This is a genomic window from Alteromonas sp. AWJ4_197, from assembly GCF_056160285.1.
In genome coordinates this window covers 470025-485506 of the sequence record NZ_JBSWWW010000004.1, presented here as the reverse complement: position 1 = coordinate 485506, position 15482 = coordinate 470025, and the positions used below count along the sequence as shown (strand labels likewise).

The window sequence follows — 15482 nt, the reverse complement described above, 5'->3', positions numbered from 1 at the left end:
ATTAATTGCATAAACGACAGGATATCCATGCGTACCCGCTTGCTCGCCCACGGCGATTTTCTCAATCTCTCCCGTTTTTCTTCTGATATTGTTAAACCTCAGACTTTGAAACTTGAAAACGGTGTGCGTGTTCACATCGTTGCGCCCGGCATTGTCGCTTTTTACCCTCAAACACTTAATGCTGACAGTAAATACATTGTGCTTTCCTCCGGTGTTCACGGCAATGAAACCGCCCCCATTGAAATCTGTGATGACATGGTAAAACGCCTGTTCACCGGTTCTCTTGTTCCTGCCCATGCGGTGCTGTTCCAATTCGGGAACCTGGACGCTATGGCCATTGCGAAACGCTTCACCGAAGAAAATATGAACCGGCTGTTTTGTGGCGCGCATTCAGCCGGAGAAGGGCTTGTGAATGATGAGCGTATCAGAGCGAAGCAACTTGAAGATACCATGGCGGCATTCTACGCTGATGCCGGAGATAACGCTGAGAAACTGCACTATGATTTGCACACCGCTATCCGTGAATCTAAAAACGAAAAATTCGCAGTGTATCCTTTCCTCCATGGCAAACCCTATAGCCGTGAACAACTGTCGTTTATGAAGGCCTGTGGTGTAAAAACGATTTTACTTTCAGAGTCTCCGACCACTACCTACAGCTATCACTCGTCACTGAATAACGGCGCCCATTCGTTTACCGTTGAGCTTGGAAAAGTGCAGCCCTTTGGTCAGAACGACATGGCGCGGTTTGAAGAGGCGAGAAATGCGCTTATCTCGCTGGTGTGTGAGCAGCAAATATCATTGAATGACGATTTATCTGATATGGTGATTTACCTGGTTAATCAGGTGATCAACAAGCAGGCAGACGATTTTGTACTGCATTTTGCAGACGATACACCCAATTTCATGGATTTTGCAGAAGGCGATAAGCTGGCATCTGAAACCGGCGCAGAATATTTTGCTGAACAGGACGGCGAAGCGGTGGTGTTCCCCAACGCCAATGTGGCTATCGGGCAGCGTGCTATTCTCACGGTCGTTCCGGCTTCACTGGAGTACATTAATGTTTAAACTCGACGAGCGCTTACAAAACGATACGGTGCTGGTAACCGATTTACCACTTTGCCGCGTGCTGCTTATGAATGACAGTCAGTTTCCCTGGCTTATCCTCGTTCCCCGTGTCGAAGGTCTGGCAGAGTTACACGAGCTTGATGACTGGCAAATGCAGCAGTATGTGCAGGAGTCCCGCTTATGTTGTAAGGTATTATCCTCATTGTATGCGCCTTATAAACTGAACATTGCTGCACTGGGTAATGTGGTCAGGCAACTGCATATTCATCACATTTGCCGTTATGAAGAGGATATCGCCTGGCCTGCGCCTGTGTGGGGAAGGCAGCCTGCTATACCTTATGGTGACAGTGAACTGGCAGCACGCATTGAAGCATTGAAAAACGCTTTTTCAACGGAGGAAAAAAGATGATTTTAACAACAACACCCGGTATTGAAGGTAAAACCATTTCGCAATATCACGGTATCGTCATCGGCGAGGCGGTCATGGGCGCGAACATTTTTAAAGATTTGTTTGCTTCAATCCGCGATATCGTCGGCGGGCGGTCAGGTTCCTATGAAGACGAGCTCACCAAAGCACGTAAAATGGCCTTCGCAGAGCTGGAGCAGGAAGCCCGTGCCATGGGCGCAAATGCGGTTGTGGGTATCGATATCGACTATGAAGTTATCGGTGAAAAAGGCAGTATGCTGATGGTCAGTATCAGTGGCACTGCCGTACGGGTTAACGGGTAATAATGAAAAGAAGACGATTATTTGTCTTCTTCGTCATCCCATTTTCGCGGCGTGAAGTCTTTCGGTACTCTGAACTTTGACGACGACTTAAGCAGTAAAATGTTGCCGATGATAAAGCCGGCGGCCAGTAAAATGATGAGAATTAACCATCCGGTACTCATCTTATCCCCTTATTCAGTACATAACGCTCAAACAGTGAATCAATGCGTTTGAGCACTGCTTCTTTGCCTTCCATGTCTGCCTGTTTCAGGGCGTCTGCCAGCGCATCTGCGCGGCGTTGTTGTTCAAATGTGCTGGCTGTTGACGTGTGAGTCAGATGCCATAATTCCACAGCCACGCCGCCTCTGTCTTCCAGAAAAGGGCGTGAAAAACCGAAGCGGTGCAAATTTTCATCCATCCAGCAGGCCAGTCCGAAGCAGGGACCGGATTCACGGTATTCACTGTCCACCAGTTCGAAGGGTTGTCCCCATTCATTCACTGCGTGTTTATCAAATACGTCAATATCTGATCCCCAGTGATGACGGCTGCCGCCGGGCAATGCTGACCAGGTCAGGATAGCATCAATTTTTTCATCATCGGACAGGGCGCTGTGATTGAGGGCCTTTCCCTGCGCATCATACAAGGTGGCTTCACCACGCCATTTTCTGTTCCAGATCGCCAGCTGACGGGTAAAGTCACGGTGACTGCTGACCAGCTGACAATCGAGCCCTTCCTCCTGTGCGGCCCGCTGCAAAGCAAGCCATGGTTCCTTTACCTCACGGTGTATGGAGAACTTATCATCAAGAGGAACCAGAAAAGGATTATCAATACCCAGCCATGCCGTCATACTCATGCCAGCAACCTGACCATGATGTCGTAATAAATATCAGTCAGCGTTTCCAGATCGGCCATCGATACGCATTCGTCGATTTTATGGATGGTGGCATTCACCGGACCCAGTTCAACGACCTGTGCGCCGGTTGGCGCTATAAAGCGGCCGTCAGAGGTACCGCCGGCAGTGGATAATTCCGTTTCTCTGCCGGTTACGTGACTGATGGCAGCCTGTGTAGCCTCAACCAGATCCCCGGAGTCTGTCAGGAACGGCTGACCGTTAAAGGTCCAGTCGATATGGTAATCCAGTTCGTGACCATCCAGGATGGTGGTGACCCGCTCAATTAATTCCCGGTCGGTGACTTCTGTTGAGAAGCGGAAGTTAAAGCACACTTCACAGGTGCCGGGAATGACATTGCCTGCACCGGTTCCTGCGTGAATATTGGAGATTTGAAAACTGGTGGGCGGGAAGAATTCATTGCCGTTGTCCCAGTGTGCCTGACTCAGGCTGGCCAGCGCAGGGGCGGCATCGTGCACCGGGTTTTTAGCCAGATGCGGATACGCCACGTGACCCTGAATACCTTTCACTGTCATATCACCGGTAAGAGAACCACGGCGGCCGTTTTTCACCACATCTCCCACCTGTGAAGTGGAGGAGGGTTCGCCCACGATGCACCAGGTAATTTTCTCGTTCCGGGCTTCCAGCGTGTCGATAACTCGGGTGGTGCCGTTAATAAATGGTCCTTCTTCGTCACTGGTAATGAGGTAGGCGATGCTGCCTTTGTGATTTGGATAGTCAGCAACGAATCTGCGGGTAGCGACCATCATCGCTGCCAGACTGCCTTTCATATCAGCTGCACCGCGGCCATGTAGATAGCCGTCTTTTTCAGTGGCGATAAACGGCGGGGTTTGCCAGGCTGATTCCGGCCCGCTTGGGACAACGTCGGTATGACCGGCAAAGCACAAAAGAGGAGCTTCAGTTCCCCGTCGGGACCATAAATTCGTCGTATCGTCGAAAACCATGGTTTCATGGTTGAAACCTGACTCGTCCAGCCAGGCTTTCATGTAATCCTGACAACCGGCATCTTCAGGTGTGACTGAGCGGCGGTTGATCAGATTTTTGGCAACATCGATAACAGTACTCATCAGGCAAAAATCTCCTCATACTGAGCAGGTTTAAAAGCAAGATGGTAGCTGTTGTTGTGAATGAGCACCGGGCGTTTGATCATCGACGGATTTGCCAGTAACAGGCTCAGAGCCTTATCACGGGTTAAATCTGTTTTGTCTTCTTCCGGCAACTGACGAAAAGTAGTGCCCCGTTTATTCAGCAGGTTTTCCCAGCCCAGATGACTTTCTGTTTCTTTAAGCCAGGCTTCGTCCAGACCGTCTTTACGGTAATCGTGAAAAGTAAAAGGGATATTTTGCTGTTCAAGCCACTTTCTGGCTTTTTTGATGGTATCGCAGTTACCGATACCGTAAAGAGTAGTGCTCATAGTGTTCATCGTGATAATACGTTGCCGGTCAGTCTAATTAACTGTGCTGGCCGGCGCAACCGGCGCAGGAGCAAACGGTCATGACAAAGCGTATATTTGCCTCATTTTTGCCGGCTCGTCGTTGCGTTTTGCAAAGGTTTCTGGCAATTTCCCATGCTCTTTTTTTGCGGACATTATTTTATGAACACCGGCTTATTGTCTGTTTTTATTCCCACCTTTTTCTTTGTCTCTGTGACGCCGGGTATGTGTATGACGCTGGCGATGACACTGGGCATGAGTATCGGCGTTAAGCGGGCACTGTGGATGATGCTGGGAGAACTGGCCGGCGTCGGTCTGGTGGCAACACTTTCTGCCGCCGGTGTGGCAGCACTGTTATTAAATTATCCGGATGTGTTCACCGTACTGAAATATGCCGGCGGGGTTTATCTGGCCTATACCGGCATACAAATGTGGATGTCACGGGGCAAAATGGCCATCAGCACTGACAGTGCGGCCCAGGCCACGGAAAAAGCGTTAATTATGCAGGGGTTTATCACGGCCATTGCTAACCCCAAAGGGTGGGCATTTTTTGTTGCGCTGTTACCACCGTTTCTTGATACCGGCTCACCGCTGGCAGCTCAGCTGGTCAGCCTGATTGCGATTATTCTCCTGCTCGAATTCACCTGCCTGCTAATTTATGCATCCGGTGGCCGCTCGTTGAGGTCGCTGTTGATGAAGAGCGGAAATGTCAGGTTGATGAACCGGATTGCCGGCACGCTGATGATCGGTGTGGGGATCTGGCTGGCAGCCGGCTAAACCGTTCTTTATTTACATCCGGCGGCACAACGCTGAAGCACCGGATGACCGGTGCTACAGCAGACGCCGGGCGTTTGACTTCACTTTTTTGTGAAAAGGCTGAACCAGCTTCTCTGTCATTTTCGTACCCGCCGCAGGCCCTTAGCGAAGCATTGCCTGTGCTGCGGTTTGCGGGATGAGTGCAGGGGTCATGGCATTACTGACAACTGCGGAAAAAATCTTTGTCTGAAAACGCATGGATTCTGCCGTTACAGCCTGACAGGCACTGACTACGGCCTGTACCTTTTCTGTCCACATCTCACTCATTTCACGCACTTCGGATTTTTTTGCCGGGTACGACGTGGTGGCCATTTGCATTAACCGGGTGGCGATAACCTGAGGTGCCAGTGTCCACAGCTCAAATAATTGCATAGGTAATGGTTGTTTCACGGTATTCTCCTGAGTGCTGCTTCTGATACGGCACAATTGAGGGTTGGTTCAAACTGAAAAGGGTTTAATATAGCCGGTGTAATCCGCCATACTGAATTAACAGTACTAAGATGCAGAAAACTATGAACTTAACCGGGGGAGCAGGTATGCGGGTGATAGTCAGTATTATAGCCGTTTTATTATTAAGTGGCTGTGACAGAAATGAAGTTGGCGATGTGTCGCTGGGTGTTTTCACCACCAAAGATATAAAGCTGGACGCCTTTACTGATCCTGTGGTCACCGGTGTGACTTGCCATGTCTCCAGTATTGAAGCCAATCTGGATTTCTCCGACCCGTCAGACAGTTCCATTGCCTGCCGTCAGACCGGCCCGATTACCCGTGAGATGATAGATAAAATCGACAAGGGAAAAGACGGCGATGTGCTGTTTACCAAGTCTAAAAGCATACTGTTTAAGTCAATGAAAATCCGGCGCATTCTAGACGCGGAAAACCAGACATTGATGTATCTGGCATATTCTACGAAAGAGACTTCCGGCAGTTTCAAACATAGTTTATCCACTGTGCCGCTGTGGGGTACGCAGGCGCATGTAGCTGCAGCAAACAGCAATGAAGGCGGGCGCTGATTTTCCGGTGCTTCACCTTTCCGGACACCTTTTCAGATGCTGGGTTAGTGCAAAGTCATGTTGAAAATTCGCCACCTCAGTAAGCGGTTCAGTGACGGCAACAAGCCTGTTATTGACGATCTCAATTTATCAATGGACACCGGGCAGTCTGTCAGTATCCGCGGCGCATCCGGTTCCGGCAAGTCTACATTACTCTCGCTGATTGCCGGTTTTGATGAACCGGACAGCGGCTCCATTGCTGTTCACAACGTTACTCTGCCTTTTAAGGGCGAGAAGCAGGCTGACCGGTTTCGCAGAGAACACTTGGGAGTGGTTTTTCAAAGTTTCAATCTGCTGGGTTGTTTATCTGTTGAAGATAACATTGCCTTTACCGCCAGGTTAAAAGGCAATGTGGAGCCTGATTATCAGCAGTACATAATGCAACGGCTTGGGATCAGCGCGCTGGCCGGTCAGTCTGCCGCCTTACTTTCAGGCGGTGAGCAGCAACGGGTTGCCATTGCCCGTGCTCTGGTTCATAAACCTTCCCTCATTCTGGCAGATGAACCTACCGGCAATCTGGATGAAGACAACAGTGAGAAAGTATCTTCTGCTTTATATGCATTGTGCCGTGAGCTGAATACTACGCTGGTTGTGGTAACACACAGTAATGAAGTGGCCGCTCTCGCGCAGAGGCAATGCTGGTTACGTCACGGAAAGCTGGAAGACTGAGGGATGCACGGTTTGTTTCCGGTGCTTCACGTTTTTCTGAGAATGGCACTGACCCGGCCATGGCAGCCGTTGCTTATTCTCATGGCATTACTTGTCGCCACCGGCGGGCTCTCTGCCGTCTGGTTAATTAATGAAGGCGCAAGGCAGGGGGAGCTGGCTTCCGGTAGTCGCGGCTTTTTTGCTGCCGGTACGGTGTCGCCGCGCTCTGACGTTGAGCCGTTAACCAAACAAGACTATGTCCGGTTAAGAAAGCAGGGGTTTACCGGTCTGATTGGTATCAGTGAGCGGGATATTACACTTTCCTGCGGTGATACCGGGAATGACAGAAAGCAAGGTAAAAACGCAAAAACTGTCACTCTGACCGGTATTGATGAAACGGCCCTGATGTCGCTACCTGACACGACTGTTCAGTCCCGCACATTCAACAGTGCTTCCGGTGGTTCTGCATTATTTGAACCCGGCAACCGGGGAAATTCATCAGGCATTGTCAGCTATGCTGCACCGGGGTTTATTACAGGCTTTACCTGTGACAATCAGGAACTGTACGGCGATGGGACGCCTGTCCGGCAGCCTGTCTCTGTGCAGGGGCTGCAGGAGGATATACTGGTAACTGGTCTGCAAAACTTTTACCGGAAAGAGATTACGCCTGACAACACTCCTCTGTCTGCACTGATTGTTGCAGGCGACCCCGATAATCAACAAATCGCAAAGCTAAAGTCTGCACTACCTGCTCATCTTACTTTTATACCGCCGCCGGTTCAGGCAGAAACTGGCACGTTGTCAGCCAGCTTCAGGTTGAACTTGCAGGCCATGGGTATGCTCATGGCGGTAGTGGCCTTGTTCATCATTTTAAATGCACTCATGCTGATGTACCGCGCCAGGCTGGCAACCATAATACGGCTGAGGCAACTGGGTACAGCAAAGCAGACAATACTCACGGCACTGTTTGCAGAACTTATTCTGTATTGTTTTATCGCCGCGCCGGCGGGCGTGTTTTGCGGGCTCGGGCTTACCAGAGGTTTGACTCCGGTGTTGCAGTCTGTGTTTGCCGGCCTGTTCGACGGGGTATTTATTTCACCTTCACCTTTTATTGTGCAGATGGTGTTGCTGGCCTGGCTTATCAGCGTGATTGCGCTGGCGATTTTTTTTGCTATTCCGGTTAAACAGCTATCCGGTGCACTGTCTCTGCGTCGTTTCAGTGAGGGTCAGTCAACACTGTCTGTTGCCGGGCGCCTGTTTACTACAGTAATAGTCACTGGCATTGCGGCAGGTTTTGTTTTTAATGCAGACAGTACGCTGACCGCGCTGGTGAGCACTGGCGCAGTGTTATTAAGTGGCTGTATGCTGATAATCCTGTGGTTGCCGGCACTCACCGCAATGGTTTGCAGGCTGGTGCCGTCTTCAATGCCGGTAATGTCTTATGTGGCAGCGGGCACGCACCGCCTTTCTGCAAAGAGTAAACTGGCAGTTTGTGCATTTTTTATCGCTCTCACCGCGAATACCGGCATGAATGTGATGACAGACAGTTTCAGGCAGGCCACTGAAGACTGGCTGATGCAGCGGTTGTCCGCACCGGCATACTTTTATTCAGACGCTCCGTCACCTCCGGAATTGATTGACGATGAGGTTCAAACCCGTTCAGTCTATGAAGGGCGGGGCATTATTGGTCTTAATGTACCTTCAACTGAAAGACGCCTGGCGGTTTCAGTGAAGAGTTTTCCGGTTGACGACATTGCCCGTAAAAGCCTTGCATTATATTCATCCGCTGAGCAGGCGTGGTCACAGTTTGTATCCCGGGAAGGGATTTTTGTTAATCAGCAACTGGCATTCCGGCTAAATATCAAGCCCGGCGACAGTGTGGTATTAAGCGACATTCAAACTGATGATGGCACCCTGGTCAGCCTCTATGACAAAACATCCGGTGACGCCTTTTTGATTGCCGGAATTTATCCGGATTATGGCAATCCTCAAGCGCAGCTTTTATTGCCTTTGCCGGCATTTTCACCGCCGTCTGGGTATGCCGGACTTTCGGCGATTTATTATGAACCTCATGCCATTTCCGGGCAGAAACCGGATTTGAGCGTACTGGCCAGTGCCGGAACACTGTATTTTACCGGTGAACTGATCACCCGTTCTATGGCCACTTTCGACCGTACTTTTGTCGTTACCGATGCGCTGAACGTGGCAACCCTGCTGGTGGCCGGTCTCGCTTTTGCCATTTCTGTCAGTGTGCTCACTCTTGATCTCCGTCCTGAACTGAATGTGCTGAGGGCCATGGGGGTTGGTCAGTGGCGATTACGACTGGTACTGATATTCCAATATATGTTGCTGTGCTTGCTGGCCGGGTTAATGGCATTGCCGGCTGGTATTGTACTGGCTCATGTATTTATTTTTCAGGTAAACCGTTACGCGTTCTACTGGGTTTATCCGCTGAATGTGTCGGTGGACGTTTTGCTGTCCGGTCTTATGCTTAGCATGGCTGTAGTGTTTATTATTCTGTTATTGCCTCTGGGAAAAATGAACGCAAAAGTGGATCTCAGGCAGGAGGAAGGGCTGTGAGAAAGCAGGCTGCACTTGTGCTGATAATCAGTTTTGCGTTGTTTCTGGTCACCCTGCCAGCGTTTCAGATGATAACCCGTTCCGGTGATTCAGGTGCTGAGGAGGACGGTAACACAGCGAACGCCGGTGGCATTTTCAGCGGTCTGAATATGCCTGAAAGCCGGAAACTTCCTCAAAGTGCAACAGTCAGCGCTGACAGGCCTGTCGTTCTGCCTGATGAGCATGGCAGTCACCCGGCATTTCGCCTCGAATGGTGGTATCTCACATTCATACTGGAGGACGCAAAACCTGAGGCCGGCTCCGGACCGGACGAATACGGGCTGCAATTCACACTCTTCAGATTCATTAATGACGGATTTGAGCCAAATAACTGGGCGGATAACCAATGGTGGATGGGGCATGCCTCCCTGCACAGTGCTGCCAGTCATGAGTTTGAAGAGCGTTTCGCTGCCGGTGGCACCGGTATGGCCGGTGTCACAACAGCACCGTTCAGTGCCTATATTGACAACTGGCGCTGGCAGGCACAAGGGATTGCACTTACCCCGTCTGAGCTCAAATTCACCATAAACCGGCATACGGATATATCCCTCAGTCTGACCGCAAATGGTCCCCCCGTGCTTCACGGACTGCAGGGCTACAGCACCAAATCAGCCAGTGAGCAATACCGGTCTTATTACTACAGTCAGCCATTTATTCAGGCAAACGGGGTGATAAACAGTCGCGGTGAAAAGACGGAAGTGACAGGGGCTGGCTGGTTCGATCATGAATGGAGCAGCCAGCTGGCCAGTGACGATGCCTTAGGCTGGGACTGGTTTTCACTGCATCTGGACAATGGTGATAAAGTGATGGCGTTCAGAATGCATGTTAACAATCTGGCCCCTTATGTTACCGGCACCTATATTTTTGCTGACGGACGCTCTGAAACTTTGTCGCAGGATGATTTATCCCTGGTTCCGGACGGATCCGAAATGTTCCATGGCCGTACGGCTCAGGTTCGATGGAACATGAAGATCCCGTCAAAAAATCTTGATGTGACAATCAGTCCGTTCAAGCCCGGTCAGTGGAACGAAGGACGCTTTTCCTACTATGAAGGCAGGGTGAATGTAGAAGGTACACATTCAGGGCAGGGATTTATGGAATTAACGGGGCAAAACCCGTAAATTAGATTATTCGTTAATCATAACTGAAATACGATGTCTGTAAAACGAACTGAGTCTCAAGGTGTCCTGCGTAAACTCTACTGGCACATTTTCGATTACATCGCCGCCGTCAGGCTGAAAAAAAACGACCTCGATCCCAGAGTTATCCACGCGCATCTTATTACCGTGTTGTGCACCGGTGTTCTCATGTGGGCTTATGTCGCAGTGTCATTCATTTTTATGAGCAGCACGGCTCCCAAGGTTATCAGCCTTGTTGCATCCATCGTGCATTTGGTCAGTCCGTTATTTTACCGGTTCTCTAACCGCGTCTTTTTAATTTCTAACATCATGTTGCTGGCAGGCATGAGCCACCAACTGGTTTCAGCGTTTTATTCCGGGGGATTCAACAGCCATATTTTGATCTGGTTCGGAATTTTGCCAAGCCTGGCGGGGATCATCTCCGGCATGCGGGGCTTGGTGCTTTGGGCAACACTCACCACCAGCGTATGTCTGGTGCTGCTTCTTATGGACATAAATGGCTTTAATTTCCCGGGCAGTGGTGACGGTATCATGTCGCCGGTTTTCCAGTCGCTGATGGTGTTCGGCTGGATATTTATCAACACCACCATGATGTATGCTCATCTGATCATGCAGCAACGATACGAGCGGAAACTGTCTGCCCAGAACGCTAACATCAGTATGTTACTAAAGGTACTGACCCACGACATGAGCACGCCGGTAGCCAGTATCAATGCAGCCAGCTGGGCGCTGAAAACCCGGCAGGGAGAACCGGAACATTATATTGATAATATTGATGTTGCCTGCCAGTCACTGACCGATATGACAAAGCGTGTTCAGCAAATGTATTTGCTGGCCAATGAATCCCTTGAAATTAAAAAGCAACCCTGCAGCCTGGCTGATTGTGTCGGCCTGTTATCATCGTTATTTGAGATGAAACTGCAGCATAAATCCCTCACGTTTACCTATGACGAAGAGAAGTTGTCGAAAATCCGGATTAACGTGGATCCCGGTTTGTTTACCCATCAGGTTATGGCGAATTTGCTGTCCAACGCAGTGAAGTTTTCCTATCACAACGGCACCATCAGGCTGGATGCAGAAGAGAAGGGCGATACCGTTGCCATTACTCTGGAAGACGAAGGAACCGGCATTGAGGGAGAAAAACTTGCCCGCTTGTTCACCGTGGAAAAGAACGTGTCTTCTATGGGAACAGAGTCTGAACTGGGCATTGGCTACGGACTGAATATTGTGAAAACCTTTGTCACCAGTTTCGGTGGAAAGATCACCGCCGAATCGCCGCCATCGGGACGGACAGTACAAACACCTTTTAAAGGTACCCGCTTCACAATAACTCTGCCGGCGGGCTGAAAAGACCACACCGGCAGTGATTGATTAATCTTTGTTACCACGCCAGCGCGGTTGCTTCACGGCGCATATCTGCACCGGTACGCAACACGCCATTGGGTAAACGGCGGATAATTTGCAGACTACCAAAATTGGCCACCCAGCTTTCACTCAGTGTGATGTAGTGACCCTGTTCAGTCAGGGAGCGGATCACACTGTCAGGCAGGCGTTCATCTAAAGTCACGGCAGTACCGGAGCCAATGCGGTAGCGGGGGGATTCGATGGACAGTTGCGGTGACATATCAAAAACATAGCTGTTGATAAGCGCCTGAGTAATAAACTGTGGTTGTCCTGAACCACCGGGCGTGCCTATGGTCATTTCAAACTTGCCATTGTCATCAGTTACCATGGCAGCCATCAACGTATGGAAAGGTCGCTTACCCGGCGCAATCTGGTTCGGATGTCCGTCTTCCAATGAAAAACCGGCCCCCCGGTTGTGCAGTACAATACCTGTTCCCGGCACCATAAGGTTTGAACCAAAACTGGAGTACAGGCTTTGAACCCAACTCACAGCATTGCCTTTCTCATCCACGACCATCAAAAATACAGTATCGCCGTCTTCGTTCAGTAAGGCTCCTTTATCATCGGGAACAGATAAACCTGAGATATAATCTGCGCTCGCTTTGTCACTGATAAGCGCAGCCCGATTTTTCAGGTAAGCAGGATCGAGTAACCCGTCAACAGGTACGTCAGCATACGCCGGATCTGCCACCCAGCGGTCCCGGTCGGCAAAAGCAATTTTGGTGGTTTCAATTAAATTATGTAACAGCGGGGCTGAATTCTGGCCCATCTCTTTAAGTGGCATGTTGCCGGCCATTGTCAGCATTTGCAAAAGCACAATGCCCTGGGAGTTGGGCTTTACCGTGTGCACGTTTTTACCCTGAAAAGGCATACCCACCGCGGTTGTCCATTCAGGTTTGAAACTGGCAAAGTCTGGAGCGCGCAGCGGACTGCCTTCGGCTTCCAGAAACGCTGCCATTTTTTGTCCGAGCTTACCTTCGTACATCACTGAGGCGCCGTCTTTCGCTATCGCAGAAAGGCTGCCGGCTAAATCAGGGTTTTTCAGTATTGAACCAGCTTCTAATGGAGCACCGGCGGGATAAAATACCGCTTTGCCCGCTTCATTCAGTCGCGGGCCGGCTTTGGCGAGATCTGCAGCTAACGTTGTGCTGACCATAAAGCCGTCCCGTGCCACTTCGATAGCCGGTTGCAGTGCGTCACTCAGACTGATTGTACCGTAACGTTTAAGCGAGGCTTCCCATGAAGCCACTGTACCCGGCACGGTCACTGTGAGCGGACCGGTAAACGGCAGTCTATCGAGACCCTGCGATGTGAAAAATCCCGGTTCTGCAAGTCCTGCGGCTTTGCCTGATGAGTTCAGTGCCGTTATTTCACCGGTTTCAGCGTCATAAAACAAAGCGAAAGTGTCGCCGCCCACGCTGTTCATGTGAGGTCTGACAACCGACAGCATCGCAGCCATTGATACGGCGGCGTCTACGGCATTACCACCGGCTTTCAGTACGTCGTAGCCTACCTGAGAAGCCAGCGGGTGCTCAGATACCACTGCACCGTTCAGGCCGCCTTTTTCCGGCCGGATTTCCTGTAACACCACGTTCTCTGATGTCTGAATTTCTGTGGTTGCAGCATATACAGCTGTGGTGAATAAACTGGCCTGAACCATTGCAGATAAAATGACATGCCTGAGATTCAGTCCGCTTCTGATGATTTTCATATTTTTGTTCCTGGTAAAACTGTTTTAGGAGAATTCACACTGTTTAGCGGGATTTACCAGCCTACTGCATATGCGGCACGTCGTGGATCTGCGCCGGCCGTCACAGTGCCAAAGGTCTGGTGACGCAGAATTGCCTGAATGCTGCCAAGTGAATAAGAAGGCGCCAGAGTGACATCATGACCCCGCTCTTTGAGGCCTTCAAACTGAGCAACAGGGATGCGGTCTTCAATACGCATGGTAATTTTTGCACCTGCTTTATAGAAATTAGGTTCAGCAAACATGCTGAATCGCAGTGCTTCAATGGCTTCCTGAACACCCATACCAAAATCCAGCACATTTACCAGCACCTGAAACTGTGTCTGACCAATGGTTTCACCGCCCGGTGTGCCAAGTGCCATCAGAAATTTTCCATCTTTCATGACAATAACCGGGGAGTTATTCAGAATAGGGATCTGACCACCACGGGCGTAGTTAATATCGTCAGGGTAGGGTGACGTGGAGCCGATCCGCGTGCCGTTGTTAAATGTTAAACCTGTAGAGCCTACAACAACGCCCGTTCCGAACGCACCGCCGTGGGTAGGCGTCATTGCAACGACGTTGCCTGCTTTATCCATGACTGAGAAACTTGTGGTACTTCCGGCGAAGGATTTCTCGCGGCTGGCATCTACCAGTAACGGCCCTTCAAGAGAAGCCAGATAAGCTGATGACTGCGCATTCCCCGGCGGTGCACCGTGATCAGGAAATGTCATTGCTTCAGCAGGCTTCAGTAAAGAGACGCGTGAGGCGATATATTCATCAGAGAGTAAACCTTCCAGCGGAATCGTAAATTTGTTCGGGTCGGCCACGAAATGATAAACATCACTTTTCGCCAGCTTAATGGCTTCAGCAAGAATGTGGGTGACGCGGGGGTCATCCGGGGCATATTGACTGAGGTCAAAAGCTTCAACCAGTTTCAGTTGCATGGCGACTTCAAGACCTCCCCGTGAGGTCGGAGTGGAGGTGTAAATATCATAGCCACGGTAATTCACATGCACGGGGTTTACCCATTGTGGTTGATAGGCAGCGAAATCCTCTTCAGTGAACTCACCGCCATTTTGCTGATAAAAACGGGCCATTTCCTTAGCGATATCGCCCTTATAAAAACGGTCAAATGCGGCCTGAAGTGCTTCAGTTCTGGATTTTCCCTGTGCAAGTGCCGAGGCTTCTGCTGCTGTGACTTTTTTGAAAGTGGCGGCGAGATCTTTCATGTAGAACAGTTCGCCCGCTGCCGGCACTTTCCCGCCCGGCAACAACATATCCGCACTGGTAGGAATGGTGCGGTACAAATCTTCATCGTAACTGATTGCTTTGGAAACCGATGCTTCCAGCGGATGCCCCTTTTCGGCATATTCAATAGCCGGCGCCAGCACTTCAGCAAGGCTCCTGGTGCCGTATTTCTGCAGCATGCTGATCCATCCGCCAAAAAGGCCGGGAACAGCCCCTGCGTGGATCCCTTTATTTAACTGTTCCGGTTCAAGTGAAGCTGCGTCCAGTGCAAGGGGGGCTGCGCCAGTGGCACTAAGCGACCACACTTTATCTGTTGCTGCATCATAGTAGGTAGCAAATCCATTGCCGCCGGCGCCTGACATTTGCGGGCGTACCACATTTAAAGTAGCGAGTACCGCAACAGAAGCATCAACCGCATTGCCGCCATCCATGAGAATTTTCAGTCCTGACATGGATGCCAGAGGGTGTCCCGCTGTCACCAGGCCGTTTGGTCCCGGCACTTCCGGACGGTGGATAGTGCGGGAACTGCTCATCTGCAGCGGATAAGCCGCTTCCTGAGCGTTTGCGGGAGTTACGACTGTGCCGGTTAAGCCGATTGCCAGTGAGAGAGTCAAAGTACGGATGAGTTGGCGCTTTGGAAAGCGGAATGAAAACAATTTTTGCCTGGCTGTCATGGTTGAAGGTTCCGGTTACCTGGAGAAAATGGCTATAA

At 50.5% G+C, this 15482-nt stretch carries 16 protein-coding genes; 9 read left to right on the top strand and 7 right to left on the bottom strand.

The window, feature by feature from the left end; all coding sequences use genetic code 11:
* The first annotated feature begins 27 nt into the window (after positions 1-27).
* From astE to ACXAGC_RS11320, 3 genes are read left to right on the top strand one after another with little or no spacing between them, the layout of a single operon-like run.
* Positions 28-1065: a succinylglutamate desuccinylase gene (gene astE / locus ACXAGC_RS11330; RefSeq protein ID WP_474844481.1), complete on the top strand. Its 1038-nt coding sequence runs from the start codon at positions 28-30 to the stop codon at positions 1063-1065.
* A complete protein-coding gene (locus ACXAGC_RS11325; protein WP_474844479.1) occupies positions 1058-1474 on the top strand; it encodes an HIT domain-containing protein in 417 nt (138 codons plus the stop codon). The genes astE and ACXAGC_RS11325 overlap by 8 nt, the downstream gene beginning before the upstream one ends.
* Positions 1471-1794 carry a heavy metal-binding domain-containing protein gene (locus tag ACXAGC_RS11320; protein WP_119501728.1) on the top strand — a complete coding sequence of 108 codons (324 nt, stop codon included), beginning with the start codon at positions 1471-1473 and terminating at the stop codon, positions 1792-1794. The genes ACXAGC_RS11325 and ACXAGC_RS11320 overlap by 4 nt, the downstream gene beginning before the upstream one ends.
* Positions 1795-1811: 17 nt before the next feature.
* Here ACXAGC_RS11320 and ACXAGC_RS11315 read toward each other — a convergent pair whose 3' ends face one another.
* From ACXAGC_RS11315 to ACXAGC_RS11300, 4 genes are read right to left on the bottom strand one after another with little or no spacing between them, the layout of a single operon-like run.
* Positions 1812-1955: a DUF2897 family protein gene (locus ACXAGC_RS11315; RefSeq protein WP_119501727.1), complete on the bottom strand. Its 144-nt coding sequence runs from the start codon at positions 1953-1955 to the stop codon at positions 1812-1814.
* Positions 1952-2626, bottom strand: coding sequence for a M15 family metallopeptidase (locus tag ACXAGC_RS11310; protein ID WP_474844477.1), 675 nt, complete (start codon positions 2624-2626; stop codon positions 1952-1954). Before ACXAGC_RS11310 ends, ACXAGC_RS11315 begins: the two co-directional genes overlap by 4 nt.
* The gene (gene dapE / locus ACXAGC_RS11305; RefSeq protein WP_119501725.1) at positions 2623-3750 is read right to left on the bottom strand and encodes a succinyl-diaminopimelate desuccinylase; all 1128 of its coding nucleotides are present in this window, start codon (positions 3748-3750) and stop codon (positions 2623-2625) included. Before dapE ends, ACXAGC_RS11310 begins: the two co-directional genes overlap by 4 nt.
* The gene (locus tag ACXAGC_RS11300; protein ID WP_474844475.1) at positions 3750-4097 is read right to left on the bottom strand and encodes an ArsC family reductase; all 348 of its coding nucleotides are present in this window, start codon (positions 4095-4097) and stop codon (positions 3750-3752) included. Before ACXAGC_RS11300 ends, dapE begins: the two co-directional genes overlap by 1 nt.
* A 180-nt stretch (positions 4098-4277) precedes the next feature.
* On the opposite strand from ACXAGC_RS11300, the gene ACXAGC_RS11295 reads away from it, so the two are divergent.
* Entirely contained in the window at positions 4278-4892 is a 615-nt protein-coding gene (locus tag ACXAGC_RS11295) for a LysE family translocator (protein WP_119501723.1), read from the top strand.
* A 141-nt stretch (positions 4893-5033) separates the two neighbouring features.
* Here ACXAGC_RS11295 and ACXAGC_RS11290 read toward each other — a convergent pair whose 3' ends face one another.
* Complete coding sequence (locus ACXAGC_RS11290; protein ID WP_474844474.1) at positions 5034-5321, bottom strand: hypothetical protein; 288 nt, start codon at positions 5319-5321, stop codon at positions 5034-5036.
* A gap of 146 nt (positions 5322-5467) precedes the next feature.
* Here ACXAGC_RS11290 and ACXAGC_RS11285 point away from each other — a divergent pair, with 146 nt between their 5' ends.
* From ACXAGC_RS11285 to ACXAGC_RS11265, 5 genes are read left to right on the top strand one after another with little or no spacing between them, the layout of a single operon-like run.
* Entirely contained in the window at positions 5468-5944 is a 477-nt protein-coding gene (locus ACXAGC_RS11285; protein ID WP_303574158.1) for a CreA family protein, read from the top strand.
* Positions 5945-6001: 57 nt separating this feature from the next.
* Positions 6002-6652, top strand: a complete 651-nt coding sequence (locus ACXAGC_RS11280; protein ID WP_474844472.1) for an ABC transporter ATP-binding protein — start codon at positions 6002-6004, stop codon at positions 6650-6652.
* A gap of 3 nt (positions 6653-6655) precedes the next feature.
* Positions 6656-9211, top strand: coding sequence for an FtsX-like permease family protein (locus ACXAGC_RS11275; RefSeq protein ID WP_474844471.1), 2556 nt, complete (start codon positions 6656-6658; stop codon positions 9209-9211).
* On the top strand, positions 9208-10371 hold the full coding sequence (locus ACXAGC_RS11270) for a lipocalin-like domain-containing protein (protein WP_474844470.1): 1164 nt from the start codon (positions 9208-9210) through the stop codon (positions 10369-10371). Before ACXAGC_RS11275 ends, ACXAGC_RS11270 begins: the two co-directional genes overlap by 4 nt.
* Before the next feature lie 33 nt (positions 10372-10404).
* Positions 10405-11736 carry a sensor histidine kinase gene (locus ACXAGC_RS11265; protein ID WP_474844469.1) on the top strand — a complete coding sequence of 444 codons (1332 nt, stop codon included), beginning with the start codon at positions 10405-10407 and terminating at the stop codon, positions 11734-11736.
* 34 nt (positions 11737-11770) lie between these two features.
* On the opposite strand, the gene ggt is transcribed toward ACXAGC_RS11265, so the two are convergent.
* Together ggt and ACXAGC_RS11255 are read right to left on the bottom strand one after the other, a co-directional pair.
* Entirely contained in the window at positions 11771-13504 is a 1734-nt protein-coding gene (ggt, locus tag ACXAGC_RS11260; protein WP_474844468.1) for a gamma-glutamyltransferase, read from the bottom strand.
* Between the two features lie 53 nt (positions 13505-13557).
* A complete protein-coding gene (locus tag ACXAGC_RS11255) occupies positions 13558-15444 on the bottom strand; it encodes a gamma-glutamyltransferase family protein (RefSeq protein ID WP_474844466.1) in 1887 nt (628 codons plus the stop codon).
* Positions 15445-15482: the final 38 nt, after the last annotated feature.